This window comes from Mobiluncus curtisii ATCC 43063 (genome assembly GCF_000196535.1).
GTDB lineage: Bacteria > Actinomycetota > Actinomycetes > Actinomycetales > Actinomycetaceae > Mobiluncus > Mobiluncus curtisii.
This window is the reverse complement of the sequence record NC_014246.1, coordinates 163,294-182,947: the sequence shown is the minus strand read 5'-3', so window position 1 is coordinate 182,947 and position 19,654 is coordinate 163,294. Positions and strand designations below refer to the sequence as shown.

The following is a 19,654-nucleotide window of genomic DNA, read 5'->3' as shown; positions in this document are numbered from 1 at the left end:
TTAAAGTTTCAAATTTTCGTCTTTGGGGCTACTGGTACTCTCAAACTATGGAGATTTTCGATGAGTTAGCGGACCGGGTTCGCCAATCGCTTGATGTCGGTGAATCCGTACTTTTGGCAGGGGTTCCGGCGAGTGGGAAAACCACGCTTTTAGCACAGCTGTTGGTGGGTAATCCCCGGATGCTGGTATTGAGTCCCAATGCGGGTGCTGCCCGCCGATTGAGTGAGCGAGCCTTGGAAATTCGGGCACAATCGGAAGATCCGGGTTGTCTCCTGGGGGTCAGTAAGGGTTTCGTGGCGGAAGTCTTTGCCCGCTTCAATCAATGGCGGAAAGCGGAAGGTCTGCCAGAAGTCAGATTGGCCACCGATGCCGAGGTCATGGTCCAGATTCAGGATTTCCTGGCTGGAATGCCTCTGGAAGAAGAACTGCGCGCGGCTCTGGAAACCCAAGGCTTCCGGCGTGACTTGGTGGATGGAATCTTTCGGGTCCGGGCTTTTGCTGGTGATGTCTCGTCAGACTCCGCAGCGTCCCCGGTACATCCGCTGGTGACCCGGCTGATTCAAGCGATGCAAGCCGACCGGGAAGCAAAACGCTCGCAGGCTCGTCAATCTGCCTGGCCTTTGGACACGGCTTCTCTGTTCGAAGAGTATCTTTTGGCGGTGAAAGCCGGAGCCCCGGTTCCGGAACTGGTAGGCATCGATGATTTGCAAAACTTCAACGGACTGATGATTGACATCCTCTCTCTGTGGGCGACGCATGGAACCACCTTGGTAGCCTGTACTTTGCCCGAAACCTGCGTGAATACCTTCCGTGGTGCAAGCCCCCACTTGAGCGAGAGGCTTTGGCAACAGTTAGAGACAATTCCGGGCAAAGGCGCCATCGAAATTTTGCTTACCCAAGAACACGTTCCCGCACCGTTGCGTCAAGCGTGGCGGATAGCGGTGAATCGTCTGGGCGTGCACGGCATCAGTGCTAGATTGTGGAACTCGATACAGGAATCATCTCCGGCCTCGACAGAGACAGACTCGCTCTGTGATGCAGACGGTCGAGACCGCATTATTTTGGTGGAAAAGTCCACTGACACTGCCCAATATCAAGAAATCGGGACTCTGCTGCAAGACGCTCATATCTTCTCTGATCGACCCCTGAAGTATTCACAGATGGCAGTTCTGACCCGTTCTTCCCGAGAAGCCCGGCAGGTCGCCGAAGTGCTGGAAAACATGGATATTCCGGTGGTAGTTCCGGGAGCCACCGGTCAACTCAACGAAGGGCGACTCACACGCTATCTGCTGAAGATGATGCAGGCGGTTTGCGTGGAAGATTGCGATCAAGTGAAACTATCGGATTTGGATTTAGCCGGATTGCTTTCTTCCGCTCTGGTGGGCTGGGACGTCTGGCGAATGCGGCGAATGGACTCCTCACTGTACGACCTGCGGTTGCAGCCACCGGCAGATTCAGAGAACGCTGCGGGGTCCACTGGGGTGATGGATTCCGCTGACACTGCCGATGATGAGGAGGGCGGAATCCAAATTGTTGGAAACTTACCCTACATTCAGCAGTTCTTGCGCCAGGTTATCTCTGGACAGAATGATTTCTCCGGGCGTTCAGTAGCTGAGATTATCTCTGCAATACCCGACGCAGCACAGCTGGTCGACTTGGCACAGGCTCTCCGATCGGGATGGCAACAATGGAAAGCCGATTCAGGATCAGTACAGCTGCTGCTCTGGAAACTATGGGACGGTCTGGGGCGTGGCGAAATCCTCCAGGCGCGGGCTTTGCAGCCCGGTTTGGTCCCCGCGGTGCGGTCTACGCTACAGATTGACCTGGATTTGGTGATGGACTTGTTCAAAGCTGCAGATTGGTTTGAGGCTCGTAACCCGGGCAAAACCGCGGCGGATTTCGCGCAGGGGATGTTGGCTCGCGACCTCCCCACCGGCACCGTGGCTCCTCATCATCTGGTGAAGGATGCAGTCACTGTAGTGTCAGCCGCAGCCACTGTCTCCCAGCACTGGCCCCTGGTGGCAGTGGTGGGTCTCACTGACGGAAACTGGCCGGCGATGCGTTGGCCGGGATCAATCTTGGGTTCCTCCATGTTTGAGCTGGAAAATTACGGCGACCCTACAAACTCCAGCAGTGCTGGTTACCTGTGGAATTGGCAAAACGAATACCGGCACTTCTTTACTGCCCTGACCCGCTGCACGCAACGCCTCATTTTGGGGACCACCGCGCAGGACGGTGTTGGGCGTTCCACCTTTCTCACCTCCCTGGTGCAGACTTTGCAGCTCGAACCGAAACAGCATCGTCGTTTACCCACCAATCTGCGTGATTTCGTCGCCTATCTACGCGCGGCTTGTCTGGGCGGGGAAACCAGTTGGGGAACTCCGACTATAGATGCTCCCACCGCCGCGGGTCTGCTCGCAAAATTGGCAGCAGGGGACTGCCCTTCGGCGCATCCGGAAAATTGGATGGGGGCTTTACCAGTCAGCGGAGACGAGACAGAATCTGCCGAAATTCACATTTACGCTTCCGGTTTGGAACGCGCCTTAGAAAATCCTCTGGATTACGTGCTGAGCTGGTCCGGTTACTCCAACGATGAAGATGACCCGTATGCGGCGAATAAAGTTGGCAACATTGTTCATGAAGCTGCCGAAATCCTGGGACGCAGGTACTGGTGGGAGGGGCACGGACCGCGAGATGACCTGGAGTTTGAGCAAGTCCTGACTGAGCTGCGCCAAGAAGTGCGGCGTCTGCTTGGTCCCTTGTCCGGTGAGACGTGGGTGGAATCTAACTTCCGTCGCCACATTGAGACCTGTCTGGTGCCCCTGGCGACCTTTCTGGTAAATCATCAATACCCCTCACGTTTTGAAGTGCGTTATCCCTGCCGGTTGGAGGCCAGCTCCGGGAAGGGTGCCTTGGTCTACAACGCCAGAATTGACCGGGTGATGTTTGCGCATGGGCGCGTCATCATCATGGACTATAAGACCGGTAATCCTTCTAATTTCAGTGCGGCTAAGGTAGCGGCTAATCTGCAGTTGGCGTTATATCAGGCTGCCTATAACGCCTCTCCGGACGGGCAAAAGCAGCCTTGTGACATGGCAGAAATTGTGGCACTGCAGGTTCCCCCAGACTCGAAAAAACTGTACGCCACACACGGCATTGAGGAACCTCGGGAACCGAAAGTCTGGGTGCAACAATCTCTCGAATCGGGAACGGAGGTGATTGCCCTCCCCAATCGGTTCTCCGGGGAGCAGCGTCAGATTCTCCGAGATCCCCTGGCGTGGCTGCGCGGCGAGACTCCGGGCGCGCCCGATCCGGAAGCCATGTTGTTGAGAGACTATTTGCAAGACCGTGTGAATTTAGCGGTGGCGGCGTTCAGTGGACCAAATTTGGCTCAAATTGAATCCCTCGGAGCTTGGGGCGCCGGTAATACTCTCGGAGTGGAAGTGAGACAACGATGACTACGACGAAACCAGTGACAGAAATATTTACCGCGTCCGAACTGGCTATTTTGACGGGAGCTAATCCGCCAACTCAGGAACAATCCGCAGTAATTACGGCGCCACGAGGACAGCTCCTGGTGGTAGCCGGGGCAGGCAGTGGCAAGACAGAAACCATTGCGAACCGGCTGGTTTATTGGGTCGTCAATGCCGGTATTGTCCCCGAAGCAATTTTGGGACTGACCTTCACTCGTAAGGCCGCGGCAGAGATGGCAGCTCGTTTTTCGTTGCGTTTGGATCGCTTCGCGAGTCTTTTAGAGTCGGTGCAAGAACGACGGCAAACCGCGGAGGTTACCGCGGTGTTAAAAGCCGCGGACTTTGATTTGAATCAGCTGCGCCAGCGTTTCGATACTCTTGTCCAGCGGGGAATGACTCCGGAAATGCTGCGTCACCCGGTTAGCGTCTCCACCTATGATTCCTACGCGGGAACCCTCTTGACAGAATTTGGCACGTTAGTCGGACGGGAATCCGGTTTCACCACCATCACGGATGCCGCCAGGTATCAAATCATGACTGACGTGGTGCAAAGCTGGACCGGGGCGTTAGGGACAAAACGTGAGGGGGAAAACGCTGAAAACCTGGTAAACATTCTGCTGTCTCTGGCTAACGACACGAATTCTCATCTCGTTGATTTGGCTGAGATGAAACAGACCTATCGTTCCTACCACGCAGCTGCCAGACGCTTGCAAGATACCGAAGGTGCCGACCTTAACAGCACGGCGTTACGTAATTTGGATACCATCATCGACACTATGGAATTCGGATGTAACGCTACTAACATCATCCAGGCTTTCAACGAACGTAAACGGGAACTCCTGATGGCAGATTTTTCTGACCAAACTCGAGAAACGGTTCGTTTGGTGGAACAACTGCCGGCAGTCGGGGAAAGTCAGCGGGAACGATTCCAGCTGGTGTTCTTGGACGAATTCCAAGACACCTCGGTGGCGCAGATGCGTTTCCTGGCAGGAATTTTCCGCGATTGTGCGGTTACTGCAGTGGGAGATCCGAACCAAGCCATTTACGGTTGGCGGGGGGCTTCGGCAGCCTCAATGGAGGACTTCGGTTCGATATTTTGCACGGATTCTCACCAGTTACTCACTCGGACCTTGTCGACTTCATGGCGTAACGACGCCGTCATCCTCGCAGTCTCGAACCGAATTTCTGCGGAATTGACAGGGGCGCCGGCAGTGGCTGCGGAGAGGAACATACCCCTGAATCAGGACGTCCAGTCGGCAATCAGTAAACCCCTGCAAGCCCGATCGGGGGCAAATCCCGGCATCGTCTACGGAATCCAGACGTTGACTGATTTGCAGCAAAGTCAAGCGGTGGTGAACTTTTTCCGGTTGTGGCAAGCTCAGCGGGTGAAGCTGCAGGGGGAAGGTGTGCCTGCCGAAAAATTACCTACCGCCGCAGTACTGTGCCGTGCGAAAAATGCTATTCCTGGCTTGGTTGAGTCCCTGCGCCAAGCCGGAATCCCTTACCAGACCAGGGGTATGCAGGGAATCTTGGAAGATCCGGGAGTGCGCCTGGTGCGCGCCGCTCTGGAGATCACTGACAATCCCGAGAAAAGCGCCAGCCTGTTGCTTTTGCTTGATAGATATAGGTTGGGATTGAGCGATTTGCAGGCAGTGGGACGGAATCGGCACCGTTTTACCCCCTACCAGATAGTAATGGAGGGCGGGGCGCAAGTTTCAACTGAAGCTCAAGCTCGACTGGAAAAACTACGCGGAATCCTGACGGAGCTAAAGGATAATGCCCCATTTGCGACCCCCCTGGTGCTGGCACGGTTAGCACATCGACTGCTCGATTTAGATATTGAACAGCAGTTACCCGGTTCCTCCTGCCAAGCTGGGGCCTATGTGGAGTTCTTAAACCTAGTTCGTGATTTTGGACGGACTCCCGGAGCGACGCTGAGCGGATTTCTTAACTGGCTCAGTGCCGGTGAAGACGAAGAAGCCAGCTTTGCTGACCTAGACTTCGAGGTGGACAATGCGGCGGTGCAGATTATCACCATGCACGCCGCGAAGGGGCTCGAATGGGATTGGGTGGCAGTTCCAAACCTAAACAAGAGCACTTTTCCTTCTGTCAGAGGTGAAATCTGGGTAACGCAACGTGATGTGTTACCCTACCCGCTGCGCAGTGATCGGGATCATCTTCCGGAGTTGGAACTGAAAACCCAGACCCTGCTGACTGCGACCGGAAGAGTGTCAAAGAAAAAAGGGTTACTCGAAACGTTTAAGGAAGATGCTGAGCATTACGCACTCCGGGAAGAATCACGGTTGGCATATGTGGCTTTCACTCGCGCCAAGTCCCGGCTCCTGTTGGGACACTGCTGGTTCGAACGGCAGACCAAGAAAGGACGTCCACCCAGCCAATTTTTCCTGGTAGAACAAGACCCGCAACAGCACATCTTTTCAGATGCTGATTCATTGGCGTCATCGGGCGGGGCAAACATTATCCAATCAGACTCATCTACGGTGTCAGTTGTGGAATCCTCGGAGGGGGGTGCGGTCGGCGCCGCAAACCTGTTGACTCCGTTTAACGCGGAGACATTTGCGCAGGAAGTCGCCCGATTGGGGATTGAGACTCCCGACGTGGACTGGCCTGACACCATAGTTACGTCCATTCCCGACAAAATTGAAAATCCAAACCAAGACCGGTTTGACGCTGGCATTTGGCCGGCGCTACCTCTCATTCAGACGCGCCCAGACTTTGCTCAGGCGGTGCAAGCCACTGAGGCTGCTTTGGATAGTGGCAAATTCTCTGGTGGAATCAGTCAGGACGCGGATGAAGAAGCTGAGCGCCGCTTGAGCCAACTGCTGCATCAGCCACAAACGCGCTTGGGCACCGGTGATTTGTTGGGACGAATTTCTGCTACCGGGATGGCACATTTGGCGCAAGACAGCGAGGGATACTTGCTCCAGCGTCTGCGTCCCCTGCCCCAACAGCCCAGTGTGGCGGCACGTTTGGGAACCTACATGCACGCTTGGATTGCCAGCCAGCTAGAAAATGAAGATACTTTCATTTTCGACGCCGGAACGGAAGACGGCTTCACGCCAGAACAGCGTGAACTGCTGCACAAATGGCAGCAGCGTTACGAAGATTTAGAACTACTACGGCGACTGCGTGGTCCACAGGTCGAATTTGACGGTGAACTCTACCTTGAGGAAGCCGGCGGTGCCGTGATTCCATTGCGGATAGATGCGCAGTTTGAAGAGGCGCAAACCGGAAAAATCTGGATTATTGACTGGAAAACCGGTCGACGTCCGACTCCGGAAAACTACGCTCAGTGGCTGCACCAGCTGGGAATTTATCGGCTTTACTGGTTACAGGAGCATCCCGAAACTCCGGCGGAAGATATTATCTGCGCCTACATATTCCTCAATGAGGACAATCCGGCGAAACAACTGCTCACCCTGCAAGACATCCTTGATGAACTGGGCATAGCCGAATACAGTCGGAACCTCTTGGTGAGTAACCTGACAGACCGGGGAGAGGAGATTGACGCAGTTTTAGAAAAATTTGGATATTGAAGTTATCCCCAGGCGCTGCAGTCTGGTGCCGGGTGGTTTCGTTCAAATGCTTTAGATCTGGCAGCGCTGCCCGTTCCGGCTTTATGCCCCTGCAGAAGCGGGGGAGGGCGCGTTGCCATGGTGAGGGCTTAGTGGCGCGACCTTCGTCTCAGCACCGGCACGGAGAGACAAAGGCGGGTCGGGGCGGGACCGTGACTTTGGAAGACCCCGCGGGGTCTGTGTTTGGGGGTCGGTGTGGCGAGGAAACGTAAGGAACACCGAGAGATTCAGTGAGAACCCTTGTGCTCTCAGGGGAAACGCGAAATTATCCCGTCATTAGGAGGCGTCATCCGCAGGCGAGGAAGTGCTCTCGGAATCTGATGCAGTGGCAATTTCTGCAGCAATTTCTGCGGTAATTTCCGTGATGCCCTCGGTGGAGGTTTCACTCGTGTCGGCGGTGTCGCCGGGGATATTTGCACTCTGGTCCTCATAGAGAGGACGACCCGTTAACGACAGGTCTCCGTCCAATCGCTCTAGCTGTTCGTTCAACAGGTCTTGGGCGTCGGCAATTATCGAGGCACTACCCTGGTTGACCCCCCAATTGAGCCAATTGACCAGCGCCAATTCAATACACAGGTCGGTACGTTGCCGCAAGAATGGGTCTGAGCCTTCCGCGCGTCCCAAATGGTAAGCGTCAAATACCAGGTCTACCGCCTCATCTGTCAGTTCAGACGCCACCCAGGATAAATCTTGGGAAGGGTCGCCCACGCTGACCTCGGCAAAACCAGAGATTCCCAAGATTCGGGAATCTGCGACCAGGACGTGCTCAGGATCCAGAGAGCCGTGGACAAACGTAGGATGGAAATGCCACCAGGCGTCTTCGTCGAGAGCTTGCTCCCAACGAGCTTGCAGCACCGGGGGCACCAAGCCGGTAGCGACCGCTTGGGACAGGTTTTTTCGCAAATCTGCGCGGATATCATCTACGCTGGGAGTGGGGAAACCAACATGAGCGACCAAGTTGGCGGGAATCTCGTGCAGTGCCGCGATGGCTTTACCCAGAGCGCGTAATAAATCCGGATTCTCTGCTAGTTCGTTGAGATTCAGGGGATTGCCTGGCAGCTGACGATAAACAATCACCGAAGTTCCGTCTTTCGAAGTGGCGCTGCCTTCGACACGGGGCACGTCAAAAGGAAGCCGGTGTGCATCGCGATAGTTCGTCAGCATGGTTAAAATCTTTTGCTGCTTATGCAGTGCTGTTTCCGCATCTGCATGCTTGGCACCAATGACGCTCCACCGGGCGGAGTGATTATCGAGGATTCCGGTCCAGCGGAAATCGCTGTCTTCGCCAACTGGCGGGCACAGAGACTCAACCTCAAGGTCTGGAATTGCCACGGTTGCCAAAGCCGCCAAGGTCAGAAAATCGGTATCGCTCATCTCTCAATTTTATGTCACCCGGGGAGGCAAACCGCCAGACCGCTCCGGAAAGCTGGAAATCTCGCCATTAAATGTCAGCCTTGGACAGGGGAATGGATTTATTGAGGGGAGTTGGTGCTGAATTTTGGCAAAACTATGGCAAAATCATAGAAGAACCTGGGAATTTTATGAACGTTAGATGGGAATTTTCCTTTCGGAGCCCGCAGCTTTGCACTGTAGCAGTAAAAAAGCGTTTAAACTAACCATAATTTATTGGCTCTCAAGTACGAGGGAGTTATTGACTTGGGCCTAAGCTACGGGAAACTGCAGCCACTGATGGACGATCCAACGGTGGAAGAAATCTGGCTGAACAGTCCTTCCCAGGTGTTTTGTTCCCGTGGCGGGCAAGCCCGCCTGACCAACCTGCTGCTGGCAGAAGACGAAGTAGAAGCCTTGGTAGAGCGGATGCTGCGAGCTTCGGGACGGCATTTGGATTTCGTCAACCCCTGCGTGGATGCCACCTTGGAAACCGGAGAACGTTTACATGTCGTCATCCCGCCTGTGACTGCTACCTGGTCCATCAACATCCGCAAGCACAGTGCGAAAGCCGTGAAAGTGCGGGATTTGGTCCGACTCAAGATGATGCCTGCCTGGCTGGCAAGTTTCTTGTCCGAAGCGGTGCGCATCGGCTTGAACATCGTGGTGGCAGGTCCGACCCAGTCTGGAAAAACGACTACGGTGCGGGCCCTGTGCGGGGAAATCCCTCCTGACCAACGTGTCATCACCTGCGAGGAGGTGTTGGAACTCAACCTGAAAGCCCCTGACACGGTGGCGATGCAGACTCGCAACGCCTCGATTGAAGGTCAAGGTGAGATTACCCTGCGCGATTTGGTTCGAGAAACTCTGCGGATGCGTCCCGACCGGCTGATTATCGGGGAGGTCCGCGGCGCCGAGAGCCTAGACATGCTCATTGCCCTGAACTGCGGGATTCCCGGTATGTCTACGATTCACGCGAACACCGCCCGGCAGGCGATTACGAAACTGTCGACCTTGCCGCTGCTGGCGGGAGAAAATGTGACCGCGGCATTTGTGATACCGACGGTAGCAGGTGCCATTGACCTGGTGGTGCAGCTGCGCGGAACGTGGCAGGGCAGCCGCGCGGTGACGGAAGTATTGGCTTTGGACGGGACACTGCGCGACGGTCAAATCGTGGCATACCCGCTCTACAGCGTGCCGCCCGAAGGTACGCAACCGGTCAAGAACTCTGCGAATTTCGATTTCCTCTCCGCCTTTGGCTCACGGGCTGGTCAGTTGTCTGCCCTCTGGCGGGAGGCGCCCCATGAATAGCCTCTGGCTGACCTGGGCAGCGGCTCTCAGTGCCGCTTCCGGTATTTTCCTGGTGACGTTGAGCCCGAAACGGCACTCAGCACATCGCGAAAGCTCCCTGAAACACTATTGGTCACAAAAATCTGCTCACTTCAACGACATCACCGCGGTAAGCGGAACGCGCCTCGGGTTGGGGCAGTTCTTGGTGCTGTCCCTGCTGGCAGGGGTGTCAGCAGGGATCTGCCTCACCGTGGTGACGGGTCTGGTGATGGTCGGGTGGTTAGCAGGGCTGCTGGCTGCGTATCTGCCATTTTTGGGACTGCAGAGCAAACTGCATTCGGTGCAGGGGCAACGCGGCAAAGCCTGGCCAAACCTGGTAGATGACTTAGTTTCCGGGGTGCGTGCCGGGCTGAGCTTGGGGGAAACCCTCCTGGAGGTTGCCGCGAGAGCCCCGAAGTCTCTGCGGGTGCCTTTTGCGCACTTCGCAGCTGATTATCGGGCGGGTGGGAATCTCGACGCCTCCTTAAAAATCCTGAAACGCGAATTGGCTGATCCAGTGGGGGATCGCATTGTGGAAGCGTTGCGCCTGGCTGCACAAGTGGGGGGCAACGACTTGGTAATTCTGTTGGAGGACTTGGGTGCGATGTTGCGCGCGGAGGAACGCACCCGCGGGGAAGTGCTGGCACGCCAATCTTGGACTGTGACGGGGGCGCGTCTGGCGGCTGCCTCCCCATGGATTATCCTGGCGCTACTATTGAGCCGTCCGGGCACCTTAGAGGTGTATTCCACCCCGGTAGGTTCCATGATTTTGCTGGTGGGGGCGCTGGTGTCGGCGCTGGCTTACCTCATGATGCTGCGGCTGGGGCGCCTGGAAGTTAGTCCGCGCACGATGCGGGAGTAGACCGTGGAAAACGTTGTGCCCTGGATTGTCGGTGGTCTCGCTGTCTTGGTCGGGAGCGGGTTTATCGGGGTGTGTCTGGGGCCGTGGATTCGTCAAGGCGCCTTTCCGACCTGGCGAATCACCCCTTATGTCCAGGCTGACCTCATTGGTATGGCGACTTACCGAGGCGCGGGCTTGCGGGATATTTCGTTTTCTCCTAGTGGCTTGACCAAGTTTCTCACGTTTATCAGTCCCTCTAAAGAATCTGTCGAGCGTCGGCTAGAACTGGCGGGTTTACCCAAGGACGTGTGCGAATTTCGCCGCTCGCAGCTGCGGTGGGCAACGTTTCTGGGTGTGCTGGCAGTAGTCTTGAGTATTATCGGATTCTGGGGGAGAACCTTGCCGATACCGGGAGCCTTCGTGATGCTGACCTGTTTTGTGTTGGCAGGACTGTTGGTTCCCGATTACCGGCTGACCGGTGCAGCACGGCGTCGCCAACTGAGTCTCAATCAAGAGCTGCCTGATGTCATTGAACTTTTGGCGTTGGCGGTGGGAGCCGGAGAACCTCTCTATGGAGCTTTGCATCGTGTCTCTGCCCGCTGCACCGATGTCGCCGGTCAGGAGCTGGAAAAAATCTTGGCTGCCGCAGATAATGGGGACTCTTTGGCCCCCAGTCTGACCGCGGCTCGAGCCCGCAATGATTCCGAAATTCTCGCGCACCTCATTGATGCCATTGTCTCCGCGCTGGAACGCGGTTCTCCCTTGGCGGGCGTGTTGCGGTCCCAAGTGGCGGATTCACGAGCGGTGGCGCGAACCCAGTTGCTCACGGAGGGCGGAAAGAAAGAAGTCCTCATGATGGTGCCGGTGGTGTTCTTGATTTTGCCACTCACCGTGGTGTTTGCTCTGTATCCCGGTTTGGTGGCTCTGCAGCTGTAAATCGTTTGTATCGAAATCGAAAGGATAAAAACATGCAAAAACTCCGTGCTTTGCGAAACTTTGTGTGCGCCCGTCTGGGGGCTGAAGACGGCGACGTTCCCGGCTGGGTGATGGTCACTCTGATGACGGCGGGGTTGGTGGTGGCGCTTTCGGCAGTAGCTCTGCCCGCCCTCACGAATCTGTTTAATGACGCCATCACGCATGTCTCGGCTCTCTGAAAGCCGTGCCTCGCTGCTTCGTCGTCTCGGGCAGGGCTGGCGTGGGGAGTCCGGTTCGGAACCCGCCAGTTTCGCTCTCGTCATGCCACTGGTGCTGATTTTGGTGCTGGGATTGCTGCAGCTGTCGCTGGCGCTGTGGGTCCGCACGACTTTGATTGATGCGGCGGGGGCAGGGGCGCACGCAGCAGCTCTGGCGGGGGCGCCGGAGAGTGCCGCCGATGAAACCGTGCGCGGTGTCCTCGCCTCGACTCTGGGTTCCGGCTATGTGCATACGGTCAGTGCCCAGCGGGTCGGCTTGGCGATGCTGCCGGGTTCCTTTGCCGCCTCTGACCTGGAGGTTATGGAGGTACAGGTAAAGGCGCCGATGCCCATCATCGGACTGTTCGGAGTGGGGGATATGACCGCAGTGGGTCACGCGGTGATAGAGGAGGGACCGTGAAGTGTCCGTTGCGCCGAAATCGGTCTCGGTTCGTTTCTCGCTTGATGCGGGGGGAATCCGGGGAGGCTACGGTGGAGTTTGTGGGCATTGCCATGATGCTGCTGATTCCCCTGGTGTACTTGATTCTGGCTTTCTTTCAGATTCAATCCGGTCTGTATGCGGCAGAAGCGGGGGCGGCTGGGGCGGCGCGCATCCTCACGTTACATCCCGTCACCGGGGTTGACTCAGCCAGTTTGGCGGTGCAGCTGGCGGCCACTGATCAGGGTTTACCGGCGGGGAAGGCGCAGTATTCTCTGGAATGCGTGACCGGACCGTGTCCTGCCGCGGGTTCGCGCGGTATCGTTCACGTTAGCCTGGAGGTTCCCCTGCCGTTGGTGGGAACCATTCTGCAGAGTTCCTTTCCGACGTCCTTGACGTTGCATGCGGATCATCCGATTCAGTGGGGTGAGCATGGGGCTTAGGGGAGGGCACCAGGGCGGGGCGATGCCACACCGTTTTGCTGCCCGGTTCGAGCGTCTCGTTGACGAGGACGGGCGCATCATGCTGTTGGGACTCGCCGCTTGTGTGCTGCTCTGTGTGATTATCCTGATGAGCATGGCAGTGTCGGGGGTGTATCTGGAGCAGCGGCGTTTGCAGCGCTTGGCGGATCAGACCGCATCTCTGGCGGCGGCAAACATGGCGGACGCGGCGTATTACCAAAATGGCATCGTTGACGGTGTCCCCCTGCAAATCGAACCATATCACGCCTCAGAGCGCGCTGCCGAATACCTTTCCGGAGCGGCGATAAGCGCAAATTCTGGTCTGGAAGGAATTGACCTGGTTGACGTAGATGTAGCTTCGACCCGGGTGCAGGTGACGCTGCGAGCGACCGGAAAAATTCCTCTGGTGCTCCCACTCATCAGTTCCCTGACCCAGGTCGAACTCACCGCTACCGGGGCGGCTTCGCTAAAGGCTAGCTTCGGCTAGCCGCCCCACCTTTAGTCATGAGCCAGCGCCTCCACCGGCGTGACCCGCGCTGCGGCCCGCGCCGGACCAATTGATGCCAAGAGCGCCACCACGATGGTGAGTGCTGCGGCCACGATTGCTAACGGGGGTACCACAATGATTTGTGCGGACGCCAGTTCCGTCACTGGCAGGGCGTTGATGCCGGCTATCGCGTAACCTAAACCGGCTAATACGCCTACAATCAGCGCTCCGAGAGCTGTTAGCAGTGCTTCGAAGGCGAGCATTCCTTGCAAACGCCCCTTCGTCATGCCCAAGGCGCGCAGCATTCCATTTTCCCGCCGGCGTTCCATCACCGACAGCGCCAACGTATTCGCCACCCCAACCAGCGCAACCAGCACCGATACTCCCAGCATCGCGAAAGCGCCCCACATCAATCCTTGTGCAATCTGGGTAAACATGGCACGGTCGGGCGCGGAACCGGTGATGTGGGCATCCTGCTCGGAGGCAGCCGGAATATCCGAAGCGAGCTGCTCAATGTCAGAAAAGCTGCAATCCGAGGAAATCCGCATCAGCAAAACTCGGGGTGCCAGCACCGTGGCATTACGCTTGAGTTCCTGGTCGGAGTCGGTTTGTGCCGGACGGACTACCTGGGTAGAGCTGACCAGACCAGCCAAATCCTGAGGGTTCAGGGACACAAAATCCAGAGAAGTTTTCTCAGCCGTGAGTTTCAGCACCTTATCCCCGCTCCGGACGGCATAAGGCGTGCCCACTTCCTCCTCATTCAGCTGTGGGATTCCCACGTGACCGGGAGTAACCACGGGAATCCGGCTGTGCGAAACTGTCGAGAAATCTTTAGATTCCAACAGCAGTTCCTGAGTGTCCGCGTCGGGGTCACAAGGCTCGTTCGTTGCGGCAACGATACAGCCGCCGTTTTCGTCATGGGTCAGCTTTTCCGGCTGAGATAATAATTTCTGGGTTTTTTCGTATTCTCCCCAGGGGACAGCGCTTCCCAACAGCCCATTTACGGCGATGGTATGTTGCAAACCGGAAGTGGCTTTCACATTGGCAATGGTGGTTTGGCTCAGCGGTTCGCCCTCCGAAACGAGTTGCAGGTCTATCGGTGTGTGTTCGTCAATGACTTTTTTGCCGGTAGCGTCTACCGAGGCTGCCCCGACCAGCAGCAACACCAGCAGGGTAATACCGAGGGTCAAGGCTGCGCCGGTAGCTCCGGTACGCCGCGGGTTACGCCCCGTATTTTCCGCCGCTAAACGCCACGTCACCGCCGCGGGGGAACTGAACACGCCCAAAGCGGAAGTCACGTAGGGCAAAACGATGGAAGTCAGCATAATCAGCCCCAGGAAAGAAATCATTCCGGCAAACATCGCTATTAGGAAGAAATTGGAGGTGTAGGTATCCATGTCTCCCTGCTCTGAGACACTCATCATCAACTGATGGTTCTTCAGGGTGGCGTAGACCATGGTGGCGGTGCCGCCAAAGAACAGCATGGAACCAAAAATGGCGCGAACCGTCCGGTGCTTGCGCCGCCGGCTGAGCTTGTCCTCCGTCGCCAGAGCCTCAATCGGGGTGACTTGGGCGACCCGGCGAGACGGGGCAAACCCCGCCAGGAAAGAAATCACGGTACCACAGAGGAATCCCGCCAGCAGACTTTGCCAGTTCAAAACGGTGAAAGCGTGACCCCAAGTGTCGGCGAGGTTGGCAATCCGGCACGCTATGGCTGAAAAAATCACGCCTGCCAATACCCCAATCATCGCCGAAACGGCACCAACCAGTAAGGTCTCGCGCGCCACCAGGGAACGCAGCTGACCGGAGGTGGCACCGACCGCCCGCAACAGAGCCAGTTGGCGCCGCCGGCGGGCAAACAGCACGTTGTAGGTCACCGACACGACAATAATGGCGGTAACGCCGGCGATGAGCGGGAACACCAAGGCCAACACGAGCAGGACGTCCTGTCCGCCCGTAATGCTATCCACGGCACGATCCAAGTATTGATCCGCGGTGAACACCTCATAGTAATCTGCGTCGGCAATGTGGGAGGTCAACTGTTTCAGCTCGGCCGTGGCCGCTTTCAGGTTTGTGGTGCTAACTCCCGAAATCAGCAAGATATCAGCTAAATAATCGTCCCCAGCCCAGGTTTTCACCAGGGAATCGGAAACGTAGCTGGTGGGGAACGCGCCGGGACGGGCTTTATAGATACCGCTGACCTTGAGTGGCACGGTCTTGGTGTCATCGGTGGCAGGATCGTAGATTCCTGCGTTGATCGTATCTCCGACTTTGACCCCGAGAGTCTTAGCGTTGGACTGCTCGATACCGATTTCTGATTCAGAGCTGGGGCGCTTTCCCTCCACGACCGAACTGGGGTCGAACGCGGGATTGCCCAGCCCTAATACCGAGGCAGACACCTTCTTGCGATTTGCGGACAAATCCACGCTCATGGACGTGCGGGTCAGGATTTTCCACTCCGGGTGGGCCTGATGGGCTTGATCCGCGACCTTTTGCAGGTAGTCCGGTTCGGGTCCCTCACCGTCGTAGGGAACCCCGTTGGGAGCCGTGACAATCAGGTCAGCACCGGCGGCTTTCTCCGTAAGGTTGCGAGCCAAAGTCGTCTTGAGCCCGGCGGTCAACCCTAGGCAGGTCAGCAGGAACGCTACCGCTAGGGCAATCGCCAAGGCAGTGGCGGTGTAGCTTTTCACGTTTTTGCGCAAATCTGCGCGCAGAATTCCTTTCATCTCTCACGCCACCTTCGCGATGTCTGCAGGTTCGGGGTGATGCAAATCGTGCACAATCATTCCGTCACGGACAATCAAGACCCGGTCCCCGGTCGTGGCGGCGTGCTGGTCGTGGGTGACCATCACCACGGTTTGCCCGAAGTTATCGACCGCCGCGCGCAGCAGGTTCAGGACTTCTGCAGAAGACGCCGTGTCCAGGTTTCCGGTCGGCTCGTCAGCGACCAGCATGGCGGGGTGGGACAGCAGGGCGCGGGCGACCGCGACGCGCTGCATCTGGCCGCCGGACAGCTCGTAGGGCTTGTGGTTCAGTCGGGTGGTCAGGTCCAGCCCGGTGACGATTTGGTCGAACCAGTGCCGATCTATCGGTTTATTCGCTAGGCGCAGCGGCAGTTCGATGTTGGCTTTGGCGCTCAAAGTGGGAACCAGGTTAAACGACTGGAACACAAACCCCACGTTGTCGCGGCGCCACAGAGTCAGCGGCTTGTCCTTCAGCTTCGTGATGTCCATGCGGTTGACCGTGATTGACCCGGAAGTGACCGCGTCCAAACCGGCTAGGACGTGCAGCAGCGTGGATTTACCGGAACCGGAGGGGCCCATGATAACCGTGAATTCGCGGGCGTTAATGTCGACGTTAACTCCGCGCAGAGCCTCGACGCGCGTGCCTTTTTCCCCATAAACCTTGGTGACATCGCGCAGCTGAGCTACCGGGACAGTTGGTAGGTCTGTCTCTGCATTGGTCACAAGGGGTGAGGGGAAAGTCCCGGGGGCAGCTGCGTTTGGCGGGGTCGGGGGCGTTACGGGAGTAAACGGTGTTTCGTCTGAGGAAACGGAGCTATTTGGGGCAGACATGGCTAACCTTTCGCTAGATTTCTTACGTGTAATCCAGCGTAACCAGCCCGAAACTCACCGGCTATAGGGGTTTACCCTGAAAAAACCCCGAGCCATCCCTGAGCCGATGAAAAGGTCTCTAGTGATCCAGTTTTCCTGGTGACCGCGGCGTTAGGCTGGGCAAACCTACTAGAACCTGTGTCTGATCCGGTTAGGGCCACAGTTGCGCGAAAATCTGGGAAGGCGGTATGCCGAAACGGTTTTGTGAAGTGACGTCATCTTTTACTGCCCTTATCCAGGGTTGGCGCAACGCTGACAGGGTCTGGTCTGGCGCTTGCTTCGATGCGGCATCGGGAGACGAAATCATCGCGATTATCTGGAGGTGTGCGGCGAATGCGTCAGCATCAGCCTGATTGATGAGGTGAATCGCGTCTGCAGCGGACTTAATTTGTGGAAAATCCAGGGCATATTGAGAGGCCCGCACATCCTCAACCCCCCCGTCTACCAGTGACTGTACGTCCCAAGCCAGGGAGCTCGCCCTTTGCAAAGCCCACTTCCGGTTATCACCGTTGAGGTGCGCTGCTGCCACTTCCATCCGGAACCGCGCAAAATCCAGGGCGGTTTGCGCTGCGGTAAGGTCTTGCAGATTTTTCCGGTCGGCTATCGGTTCGGGGGAGCCTTCCGGGTTCGTTCCTGCCGGTGCGTCTACCGGCACTTTTGACTCGGGGAGTGGGTTTCCCGAGGCTCCTGCTAGGTGGGATGCATCCAGCTGTTGCGCGGCACACAGTGCCGTGAGCAGTTGCGCGTCCTTAGCCTGGGGTGCCCGCGCTCCTGCTTGACAGGAAGTCGCGGCGGCATCTACCAGGAGTTGCAACAAATCCTCCACGCTGCCCGGAGCGGGGGAAGGCTGCGGACCGGGGTCCGCCCCCTCCGGCATACCCTGGGGCCACGGCTGCCAGACCCCGCCCATTGCGGCTAAACGGGTGGCGGAAAGGTCGCGTACCGTTCCTATGGCAGTGCGTAGCCCAGGGGATAGCGAGGCATCGTCAGCCATCTTCTCACTGCCGGCATTGATGGCGGCTTCTGCCCGAGAAACAGCGGAAATTCCTGCTTGTCCGGCATCCAGTTTCGGCAGGGCATCGGGGGGAGTGTCCAGGCGCAGTCCACACCCGGTCAGCGCGAGACCCGCCATAAGCCATAGACTTAGTCTCAGGAAATGGGACGGGCGAAAAAACATAGACCCATTGTTTCATACCCCCGTTCCATTCACGCGCTCAGACAACTCTGAGAAAACGAAAAAGGGGAGACTATTGCAGATAACAACAGAGGCCCAACCGCATACTTCAACGGATCCGAGTGTAGAGGCAATTATCCAGGTCGTGAACCCGGTCGTGGAGGCAGCCGGTCTGTATCTGGAAAAAATTGCCGTGACCGGTCCGAAACACCAGCGGGTTGTGGCGATTAGTTTAGATTTACCTGATGGTGTAGACAATCTGGGCAGTGCGCAACTAGAGGACGCCAGCCGCGCTATCGGTGCTGCCTTAGACGCCGCCGATCCGTTATCGGGAGCCTATACGCTTGAGATTTCCACGCTTGGTGCCGAACACGAGCTGACGAACCTGCGGTTGGCGCGTCGCGCCTTGGGTAAAGACGTAGAAGTGCGCACTGGCGGCCAGGTTCGTGCCGGAATCTTGACTGAAGTCACGGAAACCGGGTTGAGCGTAAATGATGACGGAGACGTTACGGTTTATCCCTTCGAGGACATAGAATCGGTACGTACCGTTATTTTGTTTGGGAAGCCTCGGGGGTCCCAGCGCAACGGGCGAAAAAATAAATAGCGACAAATCAATACGGAGGAATCATGCAAATTGACATGTCTGCATTGCGCCTGGTGGAAGCCGAAAAGGGCATGGATATGAACTCGCTTATCGACACGGTCGAGCAAGCGCTTTTGAAGGCATACCGCAACCAGCCGGGTGCTGAAAAGGAACATTCACGGGTTGAGGTTGATCGCAAGACCGGCGAGGTGCGGGTTTTGGTAAATGAGCTGGACGAGGACGGCACTGAGCTGGGCGAGTCCGAGATAACTCCTAAAGATTTTGGGCGCACCGCCGCGGCTACGGTGAAATCTGTAATTATTCAACGTTTCCAAGAGGAAGAAGACAAAGCTGTTCTGGGCGATTTTAAAGATCGTGTCGGTCAAGTCGTTTCCGGGGTGGTGACTGCCGGGCGCGATCCGAAGCTGGTGACTGTGAATCTGGGAGATGTGGAAGGCATTATTCCGCCGGCAGAACAGGTCCCTGGCGAGAAGTACCAGCACGGAGTGCGTCTGAGCGTTTATGTTCTGGCGGCATCGCGTGGTTTTAAAGGTCCGCACATTGAACTGTCTCGGACCCATCCCGGTTTGGTGCAGGGCTTGTTTAAACGCGAAGTTCCCGAAATCGACCGGGAAGAAGTCGTCATCGAATCCGTGGCTCGCGAACCGGGACATCGTACCAAGATAGCCGTGCGTCCGACTGAAAAAGGTATCAATGCCAAGGGAGCCTGCATCGGTCCGAATGGTTCCCGGGTCCGGGCAGTTATGAACGAGCTGAACGGAGAAAAGATTGACATCGTGGATTGGGCGGAAGACCCTACGGTTTACGTGGCAAATGCTTTGAGTCCTGCCAAAGTTATTTCGGTGCGGGTCATTGATGAGGCGAAGCGTTTGGCACGCGTGGTGGTCCCGGACTTCCAGCAGTCCCTGGCTATTGGCAAGGAAGGTCAAAATGCCCGCTTGGCTTCGCGCCTGACCGGTTGGGGTATTGATATTCATTCCGACACGGAAAATGGCGGCACTCCAGCCTAGATTGGCAGCTTTTACGAGGCGTGCGTGCAGCCCTCCGAGGTGCTCCCTCGGGGGGGCTGCGTGTT

The 19,654-nt window shown here is 56.9% G+C and carries 15 protein-coding genes; 11 read left to right on the top strand and 4 right to left on the bottom strand.

The annotated features are described in order from the left end of the window. Positions 1-47: 47 nt before the first annotated feature. Both HMPREF0573_RS00770 and HMPREF0573_RS00765 read left to right on the top strand, forming a co-directional pair. Positions 48-3,458, top strand: a complete 3,411-nt coding sequence (locus tag HMPREF0573_RS00770; protein WP_236589558.1) for a PD-(D/E)XK nuclease family protein — start codon at positions 48-50, stop codon at positions 3,456-3,458. Continuing rightward, positions 3,455-7,030 carry an ATP-dependent DNA helicase gene (locus tag HMPREF0573_RS00765; RefSeq protein ID WP_013188623.1) on the top strand — a complete coding sequence of 1,192 codons (3,576 nt, stop codon included), beginning with the start codon at positions 3,455-3,457 and terminating at the stop codon, positions 7,028-7,030. The genes HMPREF0573_RS00770 and HMPREF0573_RS00765 overlap by 4 nt, the downstream gene beginning before the upstream one ends. Positions 7,031-7,345: 315 nt before the next feature. Here HMPREF0573_RS00765 and HMPREF0573_RS00760 read toward each other — a convergent pair whose 3' ends face one another. Next, a complete protein-coding gene (locus HMPREF0573_RS00760) occupies positions 7,346-8,443 on the bottom strand; it encodes a macrolide 2'-phosphotransferase (RefSeq protein WP_004009885.1) in 1,098 nt (365 codons plus the stop codon). A 315-nt stretch (positions 8,444-8,758) separates the two neighbouring features. Between HMPREF0573_RS00760 and HMPREF0573_RS00755 the strand changes: the two genes are divergently transcribed. The 7 genes from HMPREF0573_RS00755 to HMPREF0573_RS00725 are packed head-to-tail and all read left to right on the top strand — an operon-like array spanning position 8,759 to position 13,187. Then, positions 8,759-9,769 (top strand): TadA family conjugal transfer-associated ATPase, encoded by a 1,011-nt coding sequence (locus tag HMPREF0573_RS00755; RefSeq protein WP_414018030.1) that lies wholly within the window; start codon positions 8,759-8,761, stop codon positions 9,767-9,769. Further along, positions 9,762-10,649, top strand: a complete 888-nt coding sequence (locus HMPREF0573_RS00750; RefSeq protein WP_013188621.1) for a type II secretion system F family protein — start codon at positions 9,762-9,764, stop codon at positions 10,647-10,649. The genes HMPREF0573_RS00755 and HMPREF0573_RS00750 overlap by 8 nt, the downstream gene beginning before the upstream one ends. Before the next feature lie 3 nt (positions 10,650-10,652). After that, positions 10,653-11,564, top strand: a complete 912-nt coding sequence (locus HMPREF0573_RS00745) for a type II secretion system F family protein (protein ID WP_013188620.1) — start codon at positions 10,653-10,655, stop codon at positions 11,562-11,564. A 32-nt stretch (positions 11,565-11,596) separates the two neighbouring features. After that, entirely contained in the window at positions 11,597-11,782 is a 186-nt protein-coding gene (locus tag HMPREF0573_RS00740; protein ID WP_004009881.1) for a hypothetical protein, read from the top strand. Further along, positions 11,751-12,221: a TadE/TadG family type IV pilus assembly protein gene (locus tag HMPREF0573_RS00735; protein WP_244855359.1), complete on the top strand. Its 471-nt coding sequence runs from the start codon at positions 11,751-11,753 to the stop codon at positions 12,219-12,221. Before HMPREF0573_RS00740 ends, HMPREF0573_RS00735 begins: the two co-directional genes overlap by 32 nt. Before the next feature lie 44 nt (positions 12,222-12,265). Continuing rightward, positions 12,266-12,682 carry a hypothetical protein gene (locus HMPREF0573_RS00730; RefSeq protein WP_013188618.1) on the top strand — a complete coding sequence of 139 codons (417 nt, stop codon included), beginning with the start codon at positions 12,266-12,268 and terminating at the stop codon, positions 12,680-12,682. 22 nt (positions 12,683-12,704) lie between these two features. Continuing rightward, positions 12,705-13,187, top strand: coding sequence for a pilus assembly protein TadG-related protein (locus HMPREF0573_RS00725; RefSeq protein ID WP_236589562.1), 483 nt, complete (start codon positions 12,705-12,707; stop codon positions 13,185-13,187). A gap of 11 nt (positions 13,188-13,198) precedes the next feature. Here HMPREF0573_RS00725 and HMPREF0573_RS00720 read toward each other — a convergent pair whose 3' ends face one another. The 3 genes from HMPREF0573_RS00720 to HMPREF0573_RS00710 all read right to left on the bottom strand — a co-directional run bounded on the left by HMPREF0573_RS00720 (position 13,199) and on the right by HMPREF0573_RS00710 (position 17,933). After that, entirely contained in the window at positions 13,199-15,913 is a 2,715-nt protein-coding gene (locus HMPREF0573_RS00720; protein ID WP_013188616.1) for an ABC transporter permease, read from the bottom strand. Between the two features lie 3 nt (positions 15,914-15,916). Further along, positions 15,917-16,762, bottom strand: a complete 846-nt coding sequence (locus tag HMPREF0573_RS00715; protein ID WP_041797846.1) for an ABC transporter ATP-binding protein — start codon at positions 16,760-16,762, stop codon at positions 15,917-15,919. 190 nt (positions 16,763-16,952) lie between these two features. Then, positions 16,953-17,933, bottom strand: coding sequence for a hypothetical protein (locus HMPREF0573_RS00710; protein WP_004009876.1), 981 nt, complete (start codon positions 17,931-17,933; stop codon positions 16,953-16,955). A gap of 118 nt (positions 17,934-18,051) precedes the next feature. On the opposite strand from HMPREF0573_RS00710, the gene HMPREF0573_RS00705 reads away from it, so the two are divergent. Together HMPREF0573_RS00705 and nusA are read left to right on the top strand one after the other, a co-directional pair. Continuing rightward, positions 18,052-18,579 carry a ribosome maturation factor RimP gene (locus HMPREF0573_RS00705; protein ID WP_211582371.1) on the top strand — a complete coding sequence of 176 codons (528 nt, stop codon included), beginning with the start codon at positions 18,052-18,054 and terminating at the stop codon, positions 18,577-18,579. A gap of 23 nt (positions 18,580-18,602) precedes the next feature. After that, the gene (gene nusA / locus HMPREF0573_RS00700) at positions 18,603-19,589 is read left to right on the top strand and encodes a transcription termination factor NusA (protein WP_013188614.1); all 987 of its coding nucleotides are present in this window, start codon (positions 18,603-18,605) and stop codon (positions 19,587-19,589) included. The last annotated feature ends 65 nt before the right edge of the window (positions 19,590-19,654 follow it).

Coding starts and splice junctions, on each gene's coding strand:
- HMPREF0573_RS00710 (WP_004009876.1), bottom strand. CDS start 17,933: ATGGCGGGTCTCGCGCTGACCGGGTGTGGACTGCGCCTGGACACTCCC.
- HMPREF0573_RS00715 (WP_041797846.1), bottom strand. CDS start 16,762: ATGTCTGCCCCAAATAGCTCCGTTTCCTCAGACGAAACACCGTTTACT.
- HMPREF0573_RS00750 (WP_013188621.1), top strand. CDS start 9,762: ATGAATAGCCTCTGGCTGACCTGGGCAGCGGCTCTCAGTGCCGCTTCC.
- HMPREF0573_RS00770 (WP_236589558.1), top strand. CDS start 48: ATGGAGATTTTCGATGAGTTAGCGGACCGGGTTCGCCAATCGCTTGAT.
- HMPREF0573_RS00765 (WP_013188623.1), top strand. CDS start 3,455: ATGACTACGACGAAACCAGTGACAGAAATATTTACCGCGTCCGAACTG.
- HMPREF0573_RS00720 (WP_013188616.1), bottom strand. CDS start 15,913: ATGAAAGGAATTCTGCGCGCAGATTTGCGCAAAAACGTGAAAAGCTAC.
- HMPREF0573_RS00735 (WP_244855359.1), top strand. CDS start 11,751: ATGACGCCATCACGCATGTCTCGGCTCTCTGAAAGCCGTGCCTCGCTG.
- HMPREF0573_RS00730 (WP_013188618.1), top strand. CDS start 12,266: ATGCGGGGGGAATCCGGGGAGGCTACGGTGGAGTTTGTGGGCATTGCC.
- HMPREF0573_RS00725 (WP_236589562.1), top strand. CDS start 12,705: ATGCCACACCGTTTTGCTGCCCGGTTCGAGCGTCTCGTTGACGAGGAC.
- HMPREF0573_RS00760 (WP_004009885.1), bottom strand. CDS start 8,443: ATGAGCGATACCGATTTTCTGACCTTGGCGGCTTTGGCAACCGTGGCA.
- nusA (WP_013188614.1), top strand. CDS start 18,603: ATGCAAATTGACATGTCTGCATTGCGCCTGGTGGAAGCCGAAAAGGGC.
- HMPREF0573_RS00740 (WP_004009881.1), top strand. CDS start 11,597: ATGCAAAAACTCCGTGCTTTGCGAAACTTTGTGTGCGCCCGTCTGGGG.
- HMPREF0573_RS00755 (WP_414018030.1), top strand. CDS start 8,759: ATGGACGATCCAACGGTGGAAGAAATCTGGCTGAACAGTCCTTCCCAG.